Source organism: Sulfitobacter aquimarinus, from assembly GCF_040149565.1.
In the GTDB taxonomy this organism is placed as follows: domain Bacteria; phylum Pseudomonadota; class Alphaproteobacteria; order Rhodobacterales; family Rhodobacteraceae; genus Sulfitobacter; species Sulfitobacter aquimarinus.
The window spans coordinates 269,827-288,441 of the sequence record NZ_JBEFLO010000003.1; the positions used below are offsets into that span (position 1 = coordinate 269,827).

Genomic DNA, 18,615 nt, shown 5'->3' on the forward strand with positions numbered 1-18,615 from the left:
CCTGCGCCCCCTCTCACGCTTGGATCAGATTAACGTTTGATGTTGGTCGTTTCCTGCAACATTTCGTCTACCGTCTGGATGACCTTTGCATTGGACGAATAGGCCCGCTGCGTTTGGATCATAGATGTCAGTTCATGCGCGACATCTGTACTGGATTCTTCGCGGGCGAAGCCGACGATGTCACCTGTTGGGCCATCCCCCGCGTCCCACAAAAAGAACGAGCCACTGTCGACAGAGGGCGCATAGGTTTGCGAATCAATCGAGATCATGCCGTTGGGATTGGGCAGAACCACCAGCGGCACCTGATAGATTGTGCGCGTGACGCCTGTGTCGAATGTGGCATGGACAAAGCCGTTTCCGTCCACATTAACAGTTGTCATGTTGCCGACTGAAAACCCGTCTTTGGTGATCGACACTGGCGCAAAAGTATCCGCCAGCTGGGTCATCGCATCGCTTTGACCAATCGCACCAATCTGGACTTCGATCGGTCCGCCAGCAACCTGCACGATCAGATCACCTGTGGCGGGATCATACGCACCACCCGAGACAGTGGTGACATTGGACAGCGTACCGCCCGCATTCCGCGCGTCATCAAATGTCAGAACATACTCACCGATCACAACGCCGGGATCGGTCGAATCGATCAGGGTCATGGTCCATTCGTTAGAGGAGCCAGTGGCCGGAACCGTTGGGGTGAATGTAACAGCAATGCTTTCAGAGATGCCCAGATTTCCGAAATACTCAACCGCAAGTTCCTGCGCATCGCCCGGCGCACCCGCGATCGTGCCTGTTGCAGGCAGGTTCACCCCAAGAGTCATCCGCGTTGTCGGCTCACCGGTCAGCTGGTTTACGTTGATCTGGATGGGTTGCAGGCCATCATCCATATCCCGTGAATTCAATGGTATGCTGCCATCAGGGTTTGCAGGCCAGCCCAGCAGAACCAGACCTGTTTCCGTCGTCAAAAACCCCTCATGATCGGTCGAGAATGACCCCGTCGAGGTCAGCAACATCTGTGTATCGTTCTCGTTTACGTTTAGATCAACGCGCTGGGCCACGGGAAGAAAACCGTTGCCGCGCACGGCAAGGTCGGTGGCATTGGATGTTGTGACAAGGGAGCCGGATTGATCGACCATCCGCTGAGTCGTCGCCCGCACGCCGCCTGCGGTATAGTTCACGCCGTTTCCGGAAATGACGACAGATTCGAAATCTGTCTGAACACGCCGATACCCGTAGGTCGAGGAGTTCGCGATGTTGTCGGAGATACTTGCCAATCGTGTTGCGTTCGCCTGAAGCCCCGCCACACCTGCGTTCAATGAAGATGAGATTGTCATAAGACACGCCTTTCTGCTCTGCCGTTTTACGTTCCGTGACATGGCATAGCCCGACACGATTTAATGCCGGGCTAACAGATAAAATACGTCCTACTTAAATGGATACCCCTATAGGCGGCCTACCTGTCCGAGCGCAGCAAGACGATTTCAAGCCTGTCATTGCGCAGGGCCATAGGATCGCGCACGACCAGTTCACGGTCGGCGTGGCCTGTGACCCGTTGGATGCGGTCATCCGTGATGCCACGGCTTTCCATCATTAACCGCATCTGCGTGGCACGTGCCTGTGACAAGGCCCAGACCGAGTTTTCGCGCACCACCAAAGGTTGCGCATGTACATGCCCGCCGATGGCGATCTTGTTGGTGACCGTCTTCGAGATTTCCACGATCAGATCCGTAAGATCCTCAAGTAATTGCGTGGGCGCGGCAGTGCTTTTGTCAAAGATTTGCTGCGTGTCGCGGGAGTACAGCTCGATCACCAGACCTTCGTCTGTGATACGCGTGTTGATATGCTCCAGCAGGTTTTCCATGACGGTCGATTCGCCGCCGAACCCCTGCAACATCTCGTCAAGGCTTTCGAACGCCGCGTTCTGGGCTGCCGTCTCTTCGGTGGATGCATCACTGCCGGTGATCCCGCGTGCCTTATTGTCCAGCGTGGGGCGGCTTGCCGATGCCCCCGTCCCGTCCTGCGCCTGCGCCATCTCGGAAAAGATGCTTTCACCGCCGAATGATCCGTTCCCGCCACCCGAAACCCGTGTGATCGGAATGGTTGGCGAAAAGTAATCCGCCAGCCCCTTTCGTTGTTGTTCTGTTGTCGCATTCAGCAGCCACATCAACATAAAAAACGCCATCATCGCGGTCACGAAATCCGCATATGCGACTTTCCAGGCTCCACCATGGTGCCCGCCGCCTTGAACGACCTTTTTACGTTTAATGATGACTGGCGCGAGATTTCCTTGCGCGTCCATATCCACCACCTCTTTTTCACCCGACACCAGAAATAGCGGAAGAGGTCTTATGAAACTGCTAACGGCACAGCCAATGGTTAGCGGATGGTAAAGGTGCTACCAGCGGCGGCGTTTGGCCAGTGCGATCTGTTTTTGCCGCTCGCGAAAGCGGTTTTTGTCGTCTTCCGTCGTCTCGTTCACGCAGTGATGACAGCTGACGCCTGCCTCATATCCCGCACGCTCGGTATCGGCGGGCAGGATGGGACGGCGGCACCCGTGGCACAAGAGATGCGGGCCGGGCTTGAGGCCGTGTTCGACGCTGACGCGGTTGTCAAAGACAAAGCACGCGCCGTTCCATGTGCTTTCCTGCTGGGGCACCTCTTCGAGGTATTTCAGGATGCCTCCTTTGAGGTGGTAGACATCTTCGACCCCTTGGCCGAGCAGGTAGTTAGTGGATTTCTCACAGCGGATGCCGCCTGTGCAGAACATCGCGACCTTCTTGTTGTGAAAGCGGTGCTTGTTCGCCTCCCACCATGCGGGGAATTCGCCAAAGCTGGCGGTGTCGGGATCAATCGCGCCCTCGAAGGTGCCAATCGCCACTTCGTAGTCGTTGCGCGTGTCGATCACCGCGACATCGTCACGGGCGATCAGGTCGTTCCACTCGGACGCCTCGACATAATGGCCTGTGCGGGCCCGCGGGTCCACATCGGGCTGGCCCATGGTCACGATCTCGCGCTTGATTTTGACCTTCATGCGGCCGAAGGGCGGTGTTTCGGCATGGCTGATCTTGTGCTCAAGCTGCGCACAACCGGGCAGGGCGCGCAGGTGAGTCAGCACGGCCTCGATGGCTGCGGCTGACGGGCCAGCGATGGTGCCGTTCACGCCTTCATGGGCCAACAGCAGGGTGCCTGCTACTTCGTGCTGCGTACACAGCGCCAGCAGCGCGGGTTTCAACGCGGCAGGATCCTCAAAGCGGGCAAAGTGGTACAGGGCGGCAATAGTATACATGCCAGCGGAAATAGGACGCACAAGGGCTGTTGTGCAAGGGCTGCGTGGGGTAAAACCTGTGAAACAAGGTTAACCAAACACCAAAGGACCCGCCATGCATGCGCTTCTTGTGATCGACGTCCAGAATGATTTTTGCCCCGGTGGTGCGCTGGCAGTGGCCGGCGGAGACGAGATTGTGGCGGGCATCAATGCCGCAATGGCGAGTTTCGATGCTGTGATTCTCACGCAGGACTGGCATCCGGCAGGCCATTCATCCTTCGCCTCCGCCCATGCGGGTGCGGCCCCCTATGACCTGACCGAAATGCCCTATGGTCCACAGGTTCTGTGGCCCGACCACTGCATCATCGGCAGTGCGGGTGCGGCCTTTCACCCCGCGCTGGACACGGCGCGGGCCGATATGATCATCCGCAAAGGCTATAACCCCGAGATCGACAGCTATTCCGCCTTCTTCGAGAATGACCACAAAACCCCGACGGGATTGGAAGGCTACCTGCGCACGCGGGGGATAAACGAGGTCACGCTGGTAGGGCTCGCGCTGGATTTCTGTGTAAACTATTCGGCGGTGGATGCAGCACAACTGGGGTTCAGGGCGCAGGTGCGCACCGATCTGTGTCGCGCCATTGATCTAAACGGATCGCTGGACGAAGCAACAAGCGCGATGCGCGGCGCCGGGGTCACACTGGCCTAAACAAGACTGTCAAATGCTGGCGCGCTTGATGCGCTGATACTTCAAGGAACACACAATGGTTGATATTGCCACACGCGTCTGGAACCACAAATGGAAGATCGACCCGATTGTGCGGTCGCTCATCGACACGGATTTCTACAAGCTGCTGATGTGTCAGTCGATCTTTCGCAACAAGCCCGACACGCAGGTCACGTTCAGCCTGATCAACCGCTCCAAGGACGTGCCCTTGGCCAAGCTCATCGACGAGGGCGAGCTGCGCGAGCAGTTGGATCACGTTCGCACGCTGAGCCTGTCACGCGGCGAATCGACATGGCTGCGGGGGAATACGTTTTATGGCAAACGGCAGATGTTCCGCTCGGATTTTATGGAGTGGTTCGAGGGGCTGCGCCTGCCGCCCTACCATCTGGAGCGTAAAGGCGACCAATACGAGCTGACGTTTCAAGGCAAATGGCACGAGGTCATGCTGTGGGAAATCCCCGCACTTGCCATCCTGATGGAGCTGCGCAGCCGTGCAGTGCTGGACCAGATGGAGAAGTTCGAGCTGCAAGTGCTTTATGCCCGCGCCATGACCCGCGTGTGGGAAAAGGTCGAGGCGCTGCGCGATGTGCCGGACCTGAGCATTGCCGATTTCGGCACCCGCCGCCGCCACAGCTTTTTGTGGCAAGACTGGTGCGTGCAGGCGATGAACGAAGGCTTGGGCAAAAAGTTCACAGGCACCTCCAACTGCAAGATCGCGATGAAGCGGGAGCTGGAAGCGATCGGCACAAACGCTCACGAGCTGCCGATGGTCTATGCCGCACTCGCCAAAGACGACAAGGCGCTGTTCCAGGCGCCTTATGACGTGCTGCAAGACTGGCATGAAGAGCATGAAGGCAATCTGCGGATCATCCTGCCCGACACCTATGGCAGTCAGGGGTTCCTTGATAACGCGCCCGACTGGTTGGCGGGTTGGACAGGTATCCGCATCGACAGCGGCGACCCTGCCACAGCCGCCCAGCAGGCGATTGACTGGTGGAAAGCGCGCGGTGAAGACCCCCGCAAAAAGCGGGTCATTTTTAGTGATGGTTTGGACGTGGCCAAGATCAAGGAATTGCACGCGCAGTTCGCGGGCAAGACTGCGATCTCGTTCGGGTGGGGCACGCTGCTGACCAATGACTTCCGCGGGCTGGTGCCTGGTGATGCGCTGGCGCCGTTCAGCCTTGTCTGCAAAGCAGTCAGCGCCAATGGCTCGGCCACCGTCAAGCTGTCGGACAATCCCAAAAAGGCGATGGGACCTGCGGAGGAGATCGAGCGGTACAAGCGCGTTTTCGGCGTCGGCGATCAGGACGCGCAAGAGGTCATCGTATGACCACTACCCACGAGGCCGACGAGGACGCCCGCAACCAAGACATCCTGATCTATGTGAACGGGGAGCTGAAGCCGCGGGCAGAGGCTGTCGTCTCGGTCTACGATTCGGGTTTCCTGCTGGGCGACGGGATGTGGGAAGGCATGCGTCTGTATGATGGCGTCTGGGCGTTTTTTGACGAACATATGGATCGGTTTTTCAACTCGTGCAAAGCGGTGTCTTTGGATGTGGGGATGGATAAGGCGGGCATCGCCGAGGCGCTGCGCATCACTGCCGAGGCGAACGGCATGACGACGGACGTGCATTGTCGCCTGATGCTGACACGCGGCGTGAAGGTAAAGCCGTTCCAGCATCCATCCCTGTCCCGCAGCGGCCCTACGCTGGTGATTATCATGGAGCATTCAAAGCCCGTGCAAACGCTCAGCACCCAAGGCATCCGCCTTGCCACGGTGCCTCAGGTGCGCGGATTGCCCATGGCGCAGGATGCAAAATACAACAGCCATTCCAAACTGAACTGCGTGATCGCCTGTTTGCAGGCCGAACAGGCAGGCGCTGACGAGGCGCTGATGCTGGACCCGCACGGGTTTGTGAATACCACCAACGCCTGCAACTTTTTCATCGTGCGGCGCGGGGAGCTTTGGACCTCGACCGGTGATTATTGCATGAACGGCGTGACGCGGCAGAAAGTGATTGATCTGGCGCAGGCGGACGGGATTGTGGTGCGCGAAAAGAACTATTCGCTCTATGAAGCGATTGGCGCGGATGAGGCGTTTTTGACAGGGACATTCGGGGCGCAAACGCTGGTGTCACAGATTGACGGCAAGGCGATTGGCGATGGCAGCACGCCCGTAACCGAGCGGATCAGGGCGCTGTATAAGGACGCGATTGCGCGGGATGTCGCGGCTCATCGCTAGAAATAGGCTGCGCCGATTTCTCTAGGCGCTCTTCGCACCGGCGCGGCGGGTGCGCATGTTGGCGCGGATGAAGGCGGCGATAAAGATGAGCGTGAGGATCAGGATGATCGTGGGCGCAGGCGCACTGTCGAGGTAGAAGCTGGCGTAGACGCCGAGCACGCCAGACAGCATGGTCACGCCAACGGCAATGGGCAGCATTCGCGTAAACTGTTGGGTCAGCAGAAACGCAATCGCCCCCGGTGCGATCAGCAGGCCAATGGACAGGATGATCCCCACCGCCGACAGGGTCGCCACGATGGTGAGCGAGATCAGCGCAAGCAATCCGTAATGCAGCCAACCGACGCGCAGGCCCACCGCTTGAGCCTGTACCGGATCGAATGCGTGCAGCATCAGATCGCGGCGCTTGGCAATCACCGCGACGCTGACGAACAGCGCGATCAGGCCCGCCGTCCACAGGTCCGCCGACCCCACGCCCAGCATGTTGCCAAAGAGGATGTGATCAAGGTGCATATCGGTCGAGATTTTCGTGTACATCACGATGCCAAAACCGAACATGCCGCTGAACACGATGCCCATCACCGTGTCCTGTTTCACGCGGCTGTTGTCTGACAAAAATCCTGTGGCCAGCGCACAGAACATGCCTGCGATGAAGGCTCCGACGATCAGCGGGATACCGAGGACATAGGCTCCGACTACACCCGGCAGCACGGCGTGGCTGATAGCATCGCCCATCAGCGACCAGCCTTTGAGCACCAGATAGCACGACAGCAAACTGGTCGGCACAGCGATCATTATCACCATGACAAAGGCGTTTTGCATAAATACGAACTGGAACGGTTGGAGCAAAGTCTCGATCATGGGCGCAGCACCTCGCGGGCTTTGCGGCGGGCAGCGAGGTAGCCGTGTTTGGGTGCAAGAAAGAAGGCCGCAAGGAAGATCAGCGTTTGCAGGCTGACGATGATGCCGCCCGTGGCACCATCGACGAAAAAGCTGAGGTAGGCGCCGGCAAAGGACGTGAGCGTGCCGATAGCAACGCTGACGAGCAGCAAGCGGGGGAAGCGGTCGGTGAGCAGATAGGCGGTGGCCCCCGGCGTGACCACCATCGCAATCACAAGGAACGCGCCGACAGTCTGCAGCGCCGCCACACAAGACGCAGACAGCAGGATGAAAAACACTGCCTTGAGCAGATCAGGCCGCAGCCCGATGGAGCGGGCGTGGTTTTCATCAAAGAAGGTGACCATCAGATCCTTCCACTTGGCCAGCAGGATCGCCAGCGTGACAAACCCGATGATCGCCAGTTGCGCTGTATCCGAGGGCGTGATGGCAAGGATATTGCCCATCGTGATTGTCTGCACCGAGACGGAGGTGGGCGACAACGACACCATAAAAAGCCCCAGCCCGAAGAAGGAGGTAAAGATCAGCCCGATGATCGTATCTTCCTTCAGCCCTGAGCGGCTGTTGAGAAACAGCATCGCCCCTGCCGCCAGCCCGCCCGCCGCAAAAGCGCCCAAAGCAAAGGGTAGCCCCAGCATATAGGCGCCTGCCACACCGGGCACGATCGAATGGCTCAGCGCGTCGCCGATCAGCGACCAACCCTTGAGCATTAGATAGGCCGACAGAAAGGCACAGACACCGCCGACAAGTGCGCTCACCCACATGGCGTTGAACATATAGCCGTAGGAAAAGGGGAGGAGCAGCGTCTCCATCACTCGGTCGTTTCCTCTTTGCGGCTCTCGTCCTGGTAGACAACAAAGGGGCGTTCATCATCGGTGATGACGCGGATGGTGCGGGCGTCGTCATCGTCGTGCAGGTCCGATCCCCCCAAGACAAAGTGGCGCAGCACACCGCCAAAGGCGAGTTCGAGGTTGTCGTGGGTGAATGTCGTCTCGGTCGGGCCGTAGGCCAGCACGGTTTCCTTCACCAACACCGTGCGGTCGCAAAACTCGGGCACGGAGCCAAGGTTGTGGGTCGAGACGAGCATCACGCGCCCCTCGTCGCGCATCTCGCGCAGCAGGTCGATGATCTGGTCTTCGGTCTGGACATCCACGCCGGTGAAGGGCTCGTCCAGCAGGATCACCTGACCCTCTTGCGCCAGCGCACGGGCCAAGAACACGCGTTTGCGCTGGCCACCCGACAACTCGCCGATCTGGCGGTGGCGAAAGTCGCTCATGTTCACGCGGGCAAGGGCATCGGTGACGGCAGCATGATCCGCAGTGCGGGGGCGGCGGAAGAACCCCATATGGCCGTAGCGGCCCATCATCACCACATCCTCGACCAGCACGGGGAAGGACCAATCGACCTCTTCTGACTGCGGCACATAGGCGACGATATTCTGTTTCAGCGCCTCCGAGACGGGCATCCCCATCACCGAAATCTCGCCCTTGGCAGCGGGGACAAAGCCCATAATCGCCTTGAATAGGGTCGATTTACCCGCACCGTTCACGCCCACAAGCGCGGTGATCGTACCGGTCGGCACATCAAAGGTCGCATCGCGTAGCGCGGTGTGGCCGTTGCGGTAGGTGACGGTCACGTCACGGGCGCGGATGCCTTCGCTCACTTGGTCAAGCCTTCTACGATGGTTTCAGACGTCACCCGCAGCAGGTCAAGGTAGGTGGGCACAGCGCCCTCCGCTTCGGTCAGGCTGTCTACATAAAGGACGCCGCCATAGTCGGCACCCGTTTCACGTGCCACCTGCTGGGCGGGCGCTTGGGAGACGGTGGATTCGCAAAACACGGCGGGGATGTTGTTGGCGCGCACGGTGTCGATGACTTTACGCACCTGCTGTGGTGTGCCTTGTTGGTCGGCGTTCATCGGCCAGAGGTAGAGCTCTTTCATCCCGAAATCGCGGATCAGATAGCTGAACGCGCCTTCGCACGTGGCCAGCCAACGCTCGCCCTCTGGCAGAGCCAGCACGGCGTCGCGCAGGGGCGCGATGGCGGCGGTAATCTCGCCCTTATACCGCTCCGCGTTGTTGGCGTAGGTGTCGGCATTGGCGGGGTCATGCTGCATAAAGGCATCGCGGATGTTGTCGACGTAGATCAGCGCGTTATCAAGACCCATCCACGCGTGGGGGTTCGGCTTGCCGTCATACTCCCCCTCTGAAATGCTGATCGGGTCAATGCCATCGGTCAGCGTGGCCGAGGGCACATCGCGCAGGTTGGCAAGGAACTGCTCGAACCACAGCTCAAGATTCAGGCCATTCCACAAAACCAGATCGGCCCCTTGGGCGCGGATGATGTCGCGGGGCGTGGGGGCATAGCCGTGAATCTCGGCCCCCGGTTTGGTGATGCTTTCAACAACCGCCACATCACCCGCCACGTTGCGCGCCATATCGGCGATGACGGTAAAGGTGGTCACGGCCTTGAACTTGTCCTGCGCCAGCGCGGCGGTGGCCGTCAGCGACAGCGCCGCAGTCACGGCGAGAGTTTGCAGCGAGCGTATAAGCATGGGCGTCAAAACCTCCTGAATTCCTGAAATGCTTATGAGAACCATTCACAACTGTAAATAAGAATGATAACGATTCTCAAAGATAGCGGGTTGATGCGAATATAGGGCTGAAATCATGAGCGGCGAGAGTGACAAGACCGAAAAAATGACAGCCGCGCTGCGAAAAGCGGGGATCAGGGTCACGCGGCAGCGGATTGCGCTGCTGGGTGTGCTGGCCGATGCGGATGACCACCCCGACGCGGTAGAGTTGCACGCCCGCGCCCGCGCGGTTGAGCCTTCGGTCTCGCTTGCCACGGTTTACCGCACCTTGTCCGTGTTGCAGGAACAAGGCGTCGTGCATCGCCATGCCTTCGAGGGCGGCGGCGCACGGTTCGAGACAACGCATGAGGATCACCATGATCACATCCTTGATGTGGACACAGGCGAGGTGATCGAATTCCAGTCCGATATAATCGAACGTGTGCAGGACGAGATCGCCCGCGAGCTGGGCTATGAGGTCGTGCATCACCGGTTAGAGCTTTACTGCCGCAAGAAACGCTAGACCTGTTTCAGCATCCGCTCACGCCAGACGATCAACAGCCCGCTGGCAAGGATCAGCAATGCGCCGGGAAACAGCTCGCTCCACGGGGCTTCGTCAAAGAACATCCAGCCCAGCACAAACGCCAGCGGAATGCCGAAGTAGTTGAACGGGGCGAGGTTGCTTTGCTCGGCCATGCGGTAGGACATAATCAGGCACAAGACGGCGCATCCGCCAAACCCGCCCATCGCCATGAACCACCAGATGTCGTTGGGGTGTAACAGGGGCGAAAAGCCCCCGATGAAAAGCGTCAGCACAACAGCACCGACCAAGGCGGTCACACTGGAGTAAAGATTGATCAGCGGCGTAGGCACATCATCATCCATCAAGCGGATTGTGACCCCTACCAGCGCATAACAGGCAGCAGCACCCAACGGCAGCAAAGCGGCGGGTGAAAACGCATCCGATCCCGGCTTTACGATCCAGATCACGCCAATAAACCCGATCACCACCGCGCTCCATCGGATCCATCCGACCTTTTCACCCAGCAGCGGCACAGCCAGCGCGACAGCAAACAGGGAATTGGCATAGGTGATGGTAGAGGCGGTCGCAAAGGTCAGCAGCCCTAGCGACAGGTAGAACGAGAACTGCGCCACAGTCAGAATCACCCCCCGCGCCAGCGCCAACCGCCATTGTCTGATTTTCCACCGCCGCCCGTTCTCACGCCAGTCGCGCGACGCGTATAATACAACAAGCGAGGGTATCAGCCCGAAAGCATTGCGCCACGCAGCCAGCTCTGCCGCGCTATAGCGTGGAGACAGGTGTTTGATAATCAGACCCATGCCATCAAAAAGCACAAGCGCACACAAAAGCAAAAGGACGGCGGTAAAGGTGCGATCGGTCTTCATTGGGCCATGATGGGTCGGGAACGGCGCAATGACCAGAAAGGAAGTGCGCATCCTGAGCATATGCGGTGAATTTCCTTGCTTCGCCCGATGGAATCCGCGTATCTGAAAGGGCTTGGTGTCCTTTTGGGGACCGAAAAAGGGAATTCAGTAGGGTCCGCCCTGATCTGAAGCCGCCCCCGCGACTGTAAGCGGTGAGCTTTTGTCCAACAGCCACTTGCCCCCAAAAGGGCTGGGAAGGCAGGCAAAGGCCACGACCCGCGAGCCAGGAGACCTGCCAGGCGTAGTGAAACCGATGATGTCGTCGGGTGTGACGACAAGGAGAGAAGACAGATGAAGAAGACCGACGTAAAAGCAGTCGCCGCCCAACGCACCGCAGCCTTGCCTGCGCTGTTCGCTCTGGTTCTGGGTGCCGCGATCATCACCATGACAGGCCACTTGCAGGCCAACACGTTGCACGACGCCGCACACGACATGCGTCACGCGACCGGCTTTCCCTGCCACTAGGTCATGCTTTCTAAATTGTTGACCAGCGCGTTGTTCGCTGGTGCTGCGGCTGGCTTGATTGCTGGTCTGCTGCAGCTTGTATTTGTTCAGCCCGTGTTGCTGCACGCCGAACTCTATGAGGGCGGTGATCTGGTGCATCTTGGGGGTGCTGTTGTTAGTGCGCAGCCCGAGCTGCCTGGCTTTGACCCCGTGCGCGATTTGCTGAGCATCGTTTTCACCATGCTTACCTATACCGGCTACGCCATGATGTTGGTCGCGCTCATGTTGCTGGCCGAAGAGCGCGGCGCGGATGTAGACGCACGCACAGGCATCATCTGGGGTGTCGCGGGATTTGTCGCGGCGCACCTCGCGCCGGGCTTTTCGCTGGCGCCCGAAGTGCCCGGTGTCGCCGCCGCCGATGTAGCAGAGCGTCAGATCTGGTGGTACGCCACGGTTGTTGCGGCGGGTATTGCCATGTGGCTGCTGGCCTTTGGCCGCAACTGGGCCATGTGGGGTGTGGCTGTGATCCTGTTGGCCGCACCACACATCATCGGCGCGCCCGAACCCGATACCTTCACAGGGCCCGTCCCGACCGAAATCGCGGCCCTGTTTGCCGCACGCGCCTTTGGCGTCGGGCTGGCGGCGTGGGTTATGCTGGGCTGCTTTGCGGCCTACTTCCTCGATAAAGAGCAACGCAGGGCAGATTAGGATATGCGCACCTTAATGCTGTTTGTGATCGGTCTGACCTTTGGCGCGGCGGGCGGCTTTGTTGTTGCAGCGGCCAACGGGATTACCTTTGACGGCCATGACCACAGTGACCCCGCCCACCATATGGGCGAGGATCATGGCGGCCTGGACCACGCGATGATGCACAACACTCCGTTCGAGGTGGACGCCGCCACAGCGCCCACCCTTGATGTTGCGGTGACGGCGGACCCGATGGCGGGGTATAACCTGCACGTGATGACCGACGGGTTCACCTTTTCGCCCACCAACGCCAGCCTCGGCCATGTGGCGGGCGAAGGTCACGCACATGTCTACATCAACGGCGAAAAGCTGGGCCGCCTGTATGGCGCGTGGATGCACCTTGATGCGCTGCCCAAGGGCGAGGTTGAGATCACCGTCACGCTGAACACAAACGACCACCGCCCGCTTTCGGCTGGTGGCACGCCGATCGCGGCGACGACCACAGTCATCGTTGACTGACCGCCCCACTTTGTACCCGTATGTAACCACGCTATAACCCGCTAACTTGATGAGGATGCCATGACAGCGACGCTTTATGTTTGCACCACCTGCAAGGTGGGCGAAGTCCATGAGGACGACAGCCAGCGCCCCGGTGCGCGGCTGCACCGTGCGCTGACGTCCGCACCTGCGCCCGACGGCGTGCAGATCGTCGGCGTGGCCTGTTTGTCTGCCTGCAAAACGGGGGCTGCCGTGGCCCTGTCGCAGCCGGGCAAATGGACCTATGTCTACGGCCAGATGACCGAAGACAACGCGCCTGACATCCTTGAAGGGGCCGCCCTTTATGCGGCGTCCGAGGATGGCATCGTGCCGTGGCGCGAGCGCCCTGTAATTTTCCGCAAGCAATCCGTTGCCCGCGTTCCTGCCCTAACCCTGCCATTGGAGGCTGCCCCATGAGCGACCTGTCGAAAATCCCCGTAACTGTGATCACCGGCTTTCTTGGCGCGGGTAAGACCACGCTGATCCGCCACCTGATGACCAACGCAAACGGCCGCCGATTGGCCGTGCTGGTGAACGAGTTCGGCACCGTGGGCGTAGATGGTGACATCCTGCGCTCTTGCGCGATCCCCGATTGCCCTGTCGAAAATATCGTCGAGCTGGCGAATGGCTGCATCTGCTGCACCGTCGCCGATGATTTTATTCCGACGATCGAGGCGCTGATGGCCCTGCCTGAGCGTCCCGACCACATCCTGATCGAAACCTCCGGTCTGGCCCTGCCGAAACCCTTGCTCAAGGCGTTTGACTGGCCCGCGATCCGGTCAAAAATCACCGTGGACGGTGTGATTGCCCTTGCAGATGCCGAAGCGGTTGCGGCAGGCACCTTCGCCTCCGATGTCCACGCGGTGGACGAGCAGCGCAAAGCGGACGAGAGCCTTGACCACGACACGCCCCTGTCCGAAGTCTTTGAGGATCAGATCAGCTGCGCCGATATTATCCTGATGTCCAAGGCCGACCTCGCAGGCCCCGACGGCCTCGCGAAAGCCCGCGCCGTGATCGAGGCTGAAAGCCCCCGCCAGATCCCCATCCTCGAAATGTCCGAAGGCGTGATTGACCCCAACGTGGTTCTTGGTCTGGACGCAAAAGCCGAAGACGATCTGGCCGCCCGCCCCTCGCATCACGACGGGCACGACGACCACGAACACGATGACTTTGAAACCATCGTTGTGCCAATGCCCGAGATCGAGGATGCCGCCGATCTGGTAGCCGCCATCGAAAAGCTCGCGAATGAACAACACATTCTGCGGGTCAAAGGCTATGTCGCGGTCAAAGGCAAACCCATGCGCCTGCTGGTCCAAGCGGTCGGTGCGCGCGTGCGGCATCAGTTTGACCGCCCGTGGGGCAGTGACCCGCGCCACGGTGCGCTGGTGGTAATTGCCGAGCATGACCACGTCGATCCCGCAGCCATCCACGCGGCACTGGGCGCCTGATCCATGCATGTCGTCTTCCGCGAAAGCCACGGGCTTGAGGATACAGAGACACCGTTTGATCCGGGGCAAACCCCCGCTGATCTGGTGGTGTTGTCGTTCTCTGATAGTGACCTTGGTGCTTTCGCGGCGGGCTGGCGCCGTGCGGACGGGACATTGCCCACGCTGCGACTGTGTAACCTGACGGCCCTGCGCCACCCGGCCTCGGTCGATAATTACGTGGAACAGACCCTAACAGGGGCAAAAGGCATCCTGATCCGTCTGATCGGTGGCGAAAATTACTGGCCCTACGGCATCATGCAGGTGCAGGATTTCGCGCGTCGCAATGGTATCGCCTTGGCCGTGCTGCCCGCAGACGGGTGCGAAGATGCGGCGCTTGACGCGCATTCAACTCTGCCCACCTCGACCCTGCGGCGCTTGCAGCACCTTTGCGATGCGGGTGGTGCTGTCGCTGCCCAAGCGGCCTTGGCGCAGCTTGCTCTTGCGGCGGGTCTGTACGCAGGGCCAGTGCTGGGCACAAAGACCGTTCCCGATTGCGGGTTTTACGACCCTGACAAAGGGGTTTTGCCCTTTATCGACACCGAAGGCGATGCCATTGCGGTGACGTTTTACCGCAGCTATCTAACCTCGGCGGACACGGCACCCGTCGACGCGCTGATCCGCACCTTGCGAGATCGCGGTTATAATGCGGTTGGGCTGTTCGCACCCTCGCTCAAATCCCCCGTTGCGCGTGATTTCATCCCCTCCGCGCTGGCGCAACTGAACCCCCGCGCCATCATCAACGCCACAGCGTTCTCGGGGCGCGGCGCGGATGGCACATCACCCTTGGATGCCATCGGCTGCCCCGTGTTTCAGGTGGCCCTCTCCACCGCCCGCAAAAAAGAATGGGCCGAATCCGAGCGTGGGCTATCGCCAGCAGACCTCGCGATGCATGTGGTCTTGCCCGAGGTTGACGGCCGCCTTTTCAGCGGCGTTATCAGCTTCAAAGCTCCGGACAAAAAAGACCCCGATCTGCAATTCTCCCGCTTCTCGCACCGCGCCCACGCCGCACGGATCGAGGCGGCGGTAGACCGGATCGAGGGCTGGCTGCGACTGGCAAAAACAGAGCCTGACAAGCGCAAACTGGCGATTGTCCTATCGACCTATCCGGGCCGTGACGACCAGATCGCCCATGCGGTTGGCCTTGATGCGCTGGCCAGCGCCGAGGATATGCTGCTGTCGCTGGCAGGTGCGGGATATAGCGTTACGCCCACCATCGGTTTTGGCAAAACCCTGACGCAAAGCCATATCGCATGGCCATTGGCTGACTACCAAAAGGCGCTCGCATCCCTACCGCAAAACTTGCGCGACGATCTGCACACCGCGTGGGGCGCGGCAGAGGCGGACCCGATGGCCACAGACGACGCGTTCCACTTCCCTGCCCAAGCCTGCGGCAATGCGCTGATCGCTTTGCAGCCAGAGCGGGGCGCGATTGATGCCCGCGAAACCGACTATCACGACCTCGCCCGCGTACCGCGCCATTCCTATGTGGCGTTCTATCTGTGGCTGCGGGCGCAGGGGCATCACGCGCTGCTCCACATCGGCGCGCATGGCACGTTGGAATGGCTGCCGGGCAAGGCGGTTGCCTTGTCGGACGATTGCTGGCCCGAAGTGCTGACCGCTGATCTGCCCGTGATCTATCCGTTCATCGTGAACGACCCCGGCGAAGCGGCGCAAGCGAAACGCCGCATCGGGGCCGTCACCTTGGGCCATGTCCCGCCTCCGATGAAAGACAGCGAAACGCCACAGGCGCTGTTGCAGCTTGAACGGCTGCTGGACGAATACTCCACCGCCGACGGGCTGGACCCTGCGCGGCGCGACCGTCTGGTGAACACCATTCGCGAGGAAGCGCAGGCCGCAGGGGTCGAGCAGGATTTGGGCCTGTCCGAGGACGCCTGTGAAGTCGAGGCGATGACCCGCATCGACCGCTTTGTCTGCGATATTAAGGAAAGCCAATACGGCGACGGCCTCCATATCTTTGGCGCGGCAGAGGGCGAGAATGACGGCCTGCTTGCGGCGCTGAACGGTCAGCGTGTACCCCCTGGTCCCTCCGGTTCTCCGTACCGTGGGCGGGCGGATGTGCTGCCGACGGGGCGGAACCTGTATTCTGTTGATCCCCGCTCGGTCCCGTCGCGTGCGGCTTACGCGCAGGGCGTAAAACTGGCCGAGGAACTGCTGCGCCGTCACTTGCAGGACAACGGCGATTGGCCACGCGGCCTGGTGATTGACCTGTGGGGCTCTGCCACCATGCGCACAGCGGGTGAGGAAGTCGCCATGGCCATGCATCTGGCGGGCATTGCGCCCAAGTGGGATGAAGGATCGGACCGCGTGTCGGGGTTTGAGGTGCTGCCGCTCACGCTGCTGGACCGTCCGCGCATTGATGTGACTCTGCGTATTTCGGGCCTGTTCCGTGATATTTTCCCCGGACTGGGTGGTTTGTTCGAAGCAGCGACAGCGGCCCTGTCGACCCGCGAGGAAGCGGCGGACATGAACCCCTATCTGCAAAAGGCGCCGCGCGTGTTCGGCCCCAAGCCGGGCCTTTACGGCATGAACATGGAAAGCGCCTTGCAGGACTATTCGCCCGAGGGCCGCTCATCCGCGGGGGAGGCATGGCTGAAGGGCAGCGAATGGGCGCTGGATGCCAAGGGCGACGCACATCACGACCGTGCAGCTCTGGAGGAACGCTTGCGTCAGGCGGACGGGTTTGCCCACGTGCAGGATTTGACCGAGACGGATGTCTTGTTGTCATCGGATTACGCGACACATGAGGGCGGGTTCGCCGCCGCCATGGCGCATCTGGGCGCACCGGAGCCTGCGCTTTATCACGTGGACAGCACCCGCATGGGCACCCCGCGTGCGCGTACCATGCCCGAAGAAATCGCCCGCGTCGTGCGGGCGCGGGCGTCCAACCCCGATTGGGCGAACGGCATGATGCGCCACGGCTTTCGCGGCGGAGCCGAGATTGCGGCGACGCTGGATAACCTTGCCGCCTTTGCGCATCTGACCCGCCATGTGCCCGCACATCTGTTTGATCTCTATTTCGACGCGACGCTGGGCCGTGATGATCTGGTCGACTTCATGCAGCGCGAGAACCCTAAGGCGCTGGAAGAAATGCGCAACCGTTTTGCCGCGCTGCGGGATGCGGGGCTGTGGGTGACGCGGCGCAACTCGATCCTGGCCACAATGGAGGCGGCGGAATGACCGCGCCGCTGGTCAAAGGCTGGTGCCCCGGTGCGCTGCGTCCGATGATGTCGGGCGACGGGATGGTGGTGCGGGTGCGCCCCTTTGGCGGCAGGCTCAGCCGAGCGCAGGCCGATGCCATTGCCTCGTTGGCGGCGGCACATGGCAACGGGATGCTGGATCTGTCCAGCCGTGCAAACATCCAGATACGCGGGGTGCAAGAGGCCAGCCATGCCCCCCTGATCGAGGGGCTGCGCGGCATGGGTCTCATCGACGCGACACCGCAGATTGAGGGCCGCCGCAACATCATCGTCACGCCATTCTGGCAGCCCGAGGACGAGGCCGAAGGCTTGGTCGCCGCACTCTCGGATGCGCTGGCTGCTGATGACGCGCCCGATCTACCCGTCAAGTTCGGCTTTGCCGTAGACACGGGTGCGGCACCTGTCTTGCAAAGCGCCTCGGCGGATATCCGGATAGAGCGGGACGCGGGCGGTGGGTTGATCGTGGTTGCGGACGGAATGGACAAAGGTATCGCGGTGACCTCGCGCACTGCTGTGCAAACAGCGATAGATGTGGCGCATTGGTTCATAGGTCATGCGCAGGGCGCGACCCGTATGGCGGCTGTTGTCGGGCAGGGTACGCTGCCCGAAACCGCTGTGGTGCCGCGTCAAAGTGGCAGCTATCAACCCGAACCTGATGTCACGCCGCAAGGGGCGCTTGTCGGGGTGGCGTTTGGCCAGATGCAGGCCCGGACGTTGGCGGCGCTGGCTAAACACGGTGCGCTGCGGTTGACGCCGTGGCGGTTGGTGTTGGTGGAGAACGCCCGCGACCTGCCTGTGATTGACGGCGTGATTACCCAAACGGATGATCCGTTGCTGCGCATCACCGCCTGCACAGGTGCGCCCGCCTGTGCCCAGGCTGAGGGCGAAACGCGCAGCCTTGCCCGCACGCTGGCCCCACACCTGCGCACGGGCCACACCCTGCATGTTTCGGGTTGCGCCAAAGGGTGCGCGCACCCCCGTGCGGCCCCGTTGACCATTACCGCGCAACCTGACGGTTACGCTCTTGTCAAACAAGGAAGGGCAGGGGATACGCCCGCCTATACCGCTCTGTCCTCCGACGATCTGAAAGGTCATGTATAA

The 18,615-nt window shown here is 60.6% G+C and carries 19 protein-coding genes and 1 riboswitch; of the genes, 11 read left to right on the top strand and 8 right to left on the bottom strand.

Annotation, left to right across the window (positions count from 1 at the left end):
- Positions 1-29 precede the first annotated feature (29 nt).
- The 3 genes from ABMC88_RS08345 to trhO all read right to left on the bottom strand — a co-directional run bounded on the left by ABMC88_RS08345 (position 30) and on the right by trhO (position 3,283).
- Positions 30-1,331: a flagellar hook protein FlgE gene (locus tag ABMC88_RS08345; RefSeq protein ID WP_349576406.1), complete on the bottom strand. Its 1,302-nt coding sequence runs from the start codon at positions 1,329-1,331 to the stop codon at positions 30-32.
- Positions 1,332-1,450: 119 nt separating this feature from the next.
- Positions 1,451-2,296: a flagellar motor protein MotB gene (locus ABMC88_RS08350; RefSeq protein ID WP_349576407.1), complete on the bottom strand. Its 846-nt coding sequence runs from the start codon at positions 2,294-2,296 to the stop codon at positions 1,451-1,453.
- A gap of 96 nt (positions 2,297-2,392) precedes the next feature.
- Positions 2,393-3,283, bottom strand: coding sequence for an oxygen-dependent tRNA uridine(34) hydroxylase TrhO (trhO, locus tag ABMC88_RS08355; protein ID WP_349576621.1), 891 nt, complete (start codon positions 3,281-3,283; stop codon positions 2,393-2,395).
- A gap of 94 nt (positions 3,284-3,377) precedes the next feature.
- On the opposite strand from trhO, the gene pncA reads away from it, so the two are divergent.
- Genes pncA through ABMC88_RS08370 form a run of 3 tightly spaced genes read left to right on the top strand, consistent with a single transcriptional unit; the run spans position 3,378 to position 6,230 of the window.
- On the top strand, positions 3,378-3,971 hold the full coding sequence (pncA, locus tag ABMC88_RS08360) for a bifunctional nicotinamidase/pyrazinamidase (RefSeq protein WP_349576408.1): 594 nt from the start codon (positions 3,378-3,380) through the stop codon (positions 3,969-3,971).
- Positions 3,972-4,026: 55 nt separating this feature from the next.
- Positions 4,027-5,319, top strand: a complete 1,293-nt coding sequence (gene pncB / locus ABMC88_RS08365; protein ID WP_349576409.1) for a nicotinate phosphoribosyltransferase — start codon at positions 4,027-4,029, stop codon at positions 5,317-5,319.
- Positions 5,316-6,230 carry an aminotransferase class IV gene (locus ABMC88_RS08370; protein WP_349576410.1) on the top strand — a complete coding sequence of 305 codons (915 nt, stop codon included), beginning with the start codon at positions 5,316-5,318 and terminating at the stop codon, positions 6,228-6,230. The genes pncB and ABMC88_RS08370 overlap by 4 nt, the downstream gene beginning before the upstream one ends.
- A gap of 21 nt (positions 6,231-6,251) precedes the next feature.
- Here the strand turns inward: ABMC88_RS08370 and ABMC88_RS08375 are convergent, their stop codons facing one another.
- Genes ABMC88_RS08375 through ABMC88_RS08390 form a run of 4 tightly spaced genes read right to left on the bottom strand, consistent with a single transcriptional unit; the run spans position 6,252 to position 9,677 of the window.
- Entirely contained in the window at positions 6,252-7,088 is an 837-nt protein-coding gene (locus tag ABMC88_RS08375; protein WP_349576411.1) for a metal ABC transporter permease, read from the bottom strand.
- Positions 7,085-7,936, bottom strand: a complete 852-nt coding sequence (locus tag ABMC88_RS08380) for a metal ABC transporter permease (protein WP_349576622.1) — start codon at positions 7,934-7,936, stop codon at positions 7,085-7,087. Before ABMC88_RS08380 ends, ABMC88_RS08375 begins: the two co-directional genes overlap by 4 nt.
- Positions 7,936-8,787: a manganese/iron ABC transporter ATP-binding protein gene (locus ABMC88_RS08385; protein WP_349576412.1), complete on the bottom strand. Its 852-nt coding sequence runs from the start codon at positions 8,785-8,787 to the stop codon at positions 7,936-7,938. The genes ABMC88_RS08380 and ABMC88_RS08385 overlap by 1 nt, the downstream gene beginning before the upstream one ends.
- Positions 8,784-9,677, bottom strand: a complete 894-nt coding sequence (locus ABMC88_RS08390; RefSeq protein WP_349576413.1) for a metal ABC transporter substrate-binding protein — start codon at positions 9,675-9,677, stop codon at positions 8,784-8,786. The genes ABMC88_RS08385 and ABMC88_RS08390 overlap by 4 nt, the downstream gene beginning before the upstream one ends.
- Positions 9,678-9,792: 115 nt before the next feature.
- On the opposite strand from ABMC88_RS08390, the gene ABMC88_RS08395 reads away from it, so the two are divergent.
- Entirely contained in the window at positions 9,793-10,218 is a 426-nt protein-coding gene (locus ABMC88_RS08395; protein ID WP_349576414.1) for a Fur family transcriptional regulator, read from the top strand.
- Here the strand turns inward: ABMC88_RS08395 and ABMC88_RS08400 are convergent.
- Positions 10,215-11,102 carry a DMT family transporter gene (locus tag ABMC88_RS08400; protein ID WP_349576415.1) on the bottom strand — a complete coding sequence of 296 codons (888 nt, stop codon included), beginning with the start codon at positions 11,100-11,102 and terminating at the stop codon, positions 10,215-10,217. The genes ABMC88_RS08395 and ABMC88_RS08400 overlap by 4 nt on opposite strands.
- 96 nt (positions 11,103-11,198) lie before the next feature.
- Positions 11,199-11,395: riboswitch (cobalamin riboswitch) on the top strand.
- A 37-nt stretch (positions 11,396-11,432) separates the two neighbouring features.
- Here ABMC88_RS08400 and ABMC88_RS08405 point away from each other — a divergent pair.
- From ABMC88_RS08405 to cobG, 7 genes are read left to right on the top strand one after another with little or no spacing between them, the layout of a single operon-like run.
- Positions 11,433-11,606, top strand: coding sequence for a CbtB domain-containing protein (locus tag ABMC88_RS08405; RefSeq protein ID WP_349576416.1), 174 nt, complete (start codon positions 11,433-11,435; stop codon positions 11,604-11,606).
- Positions 11,607-11,609: 3 nt separating this feature from the next.
- Positions 11,610-12,293, top strand: a complete 684-nt coding sequence (locus ABMC88_RS08410; RefSeq protein ID WP_349576417.1) for a CbtA family protein — start codon at positions 11,610-11,612, stop codon at positions 12,291-12,293.
- A gap of 3 nt (positions 12,294-12,296) precedes the next feature.
- Positions 12,297-12,791 carry a hypothetical protein gene (locus tag ABMC88_RS08415; protein WP_349576418.1) on the top strand — a complete coding sequence of 165 codons (495 nt, stop codon included), beginning with the start codon at positions 12,297-12,299 and terminating at the stop codon, positions 12,789-12,791.
- Between the two features lie 60 nt (positions 12,792-12,851).
- Positions 12,852-13,226, top strand: coding sequence for a DUF1636 family protein (locus ABMC88_RS08420; RefSeq protein ID WP_349576419.1), 375 nt, complete (start codon positions 12,852-12,854; stop codon positions 13,224-13,226).
- Positions 13,223-14,257, top strand: a complete 1,035-nt coding sequence (cobW, locus tag ABMC88_RS08425) for a cobalamin biosynthesis protein CobW (RefSeq protein WP_349576420.1) — start codon at positions 13,223-13,225, stop codon at positions 14,255-14,257. Before ABMC88_RS08420 ends, cobW begins: the two co-directional genes overlap by 4 nt.
- A gap of 3 nt (positions 14,258-14,260) precedes the next feature.
- Positions 14,261-17,494: a cobaltochelatase subunit CobN gene (gene cobN, locus ABMC88_RS08430; RefSeq protein WP_349576421.1), complete on the top strand. Its 3,234-nt coding sequence runs from the start codon at positions 14,261-14,263 to the stop codon at positions 17,492-17,494.
- Positions 17,491-18,615 (top strand): precorrin-3B synthase, encoded by a 1,125-nt coding sequence (cobG, locus tag ABMC88_RS08435; RefSeq protein WP_349576422.1) that lies wholly within the window; start codon positions 17,491-17,493, stop codon positions 18,613-18,615. Before cobN ends, cobG begins: the two co-directional genes overlap by 4 nt.

Coding starts and splice junctions, on each gene's coding strand:
- pncB (WP_349576409.1), top strand. CDS start 4,027: ATGGTTGATATTGCCACACGCGTCTGGAACCACAAATGGAAGATCGAC.
- pncA (WP_349576408.1), top strand. CDS start 3,378: ATGCATGCGCTTCTTGTGATCGACGTCCAGAATGATTTTTGCCCCGGT.
- cobG (WP_349576422.1), top strand. CDS start 17,491: ATGACCGCGCCGCTGGTCAAAGGCTGGTGCCCCGGTGCGCTGCGTCCG.
- ABMC88_RS08370 (WP_349576410.1), top strand. CDS start 5,316: ATGACCACTACCCACGAGGCCGACGAGGACGCCCGCAACCAAGACATC.
- ABMC88_RS08395 (WP_349576414.1), top strand. CDS start 9,793: ATGAGCGGCGAGAGTGACAAGACCGAAAAAATGACAGCCGCGCTGCGA.
- ABMC88_RS08410 (WP_349576417.1), top strand. CDS start 11,610: ATGCTTTCTAAATTGTTGACCAGCGCGTTGTTCGCTGGTGCTGCGGCT.
- ABMC88_RS08420 (WP_349576419.1), top strand. CDS start 12,852: ATGACAGCGACGCTTTATGTTTGCACCACCTGCAAGGTGGGCGAAGTC.
- ABMC88_RS08390 (WP_349576413.1), bottom strand. CDS start 9,677: ATGCTTATACGCTCGCTGCAAACTCTCGCCGTGACTGCGGCGCTGTCG.
- ABMC88_RS08375 (WP_349576411.1), bottom strand. CDS start 7,088: ATGATCGAGACTTTGCTCCAACCGTTCCAGTTCGTATTTATGCAAAAC.
- ABMC88_RS08350 (WP_349576407.1), bottom strand. CDS start 2,296: ATGGACGCGCAAGGAAATCTCGCGCCAGTCATCATTAAACGTAAAAAG.
- ABMC88_RS08400 (WP_349576415.1), bottom strand. CDS start 11,102: ATGAAGACCGATCGCACCTTTACCGCCGTCCTTTTGCTTTTGTGTGCG.
- ABMC88_RS08380 (WP_349576622.1), bottom strand. CDS start 7,936: ATGGAGACGCTGCTCCTCCCCTTTTCCTACGGCTATATGTTCAACGCC.
- ABMC88_RS08415 (WP_349576418.1), top strand. CDS start 12,297: ATGCGCACCTTAATGCTGTTTGTGATCGGTCTGACCTTTGGCGCGGCG.
- cobW (WP_349576420.1), top strand. CDS start 13,223: ATGAGCGACCTGTCGAAAATCCCCGTAACTGTGATCACCGGCTTTCTT.
- cobN (WP_349576421.1), top strand. CDS start 14,261: ATGCATGTCGTCTTCCGCGAAAGCCACGGGCTTGAGGATACAGAGACA.
- ABMC88_RS08345 (WP_349576406.1), bottom strand. CDS start 1,331: ATGACAATCTCATCTTCATTGAACGCAGGTGTGGCGGGGCTTCAGGCG.
- ABMC88_RS08405 (WP_349576416.1), top strand. CDS start 11,433: ATGAAGAAGACCGACGTAAAAGCAGTCGCCGCCCAACGCACCGCAGCC.
- trhO (WP_349576621.1), bottom strand. CDS start 3,283: ATGTATACTATTGCCGCCCTGTACCACTTTGCCCGCTTTGAGGATCCT.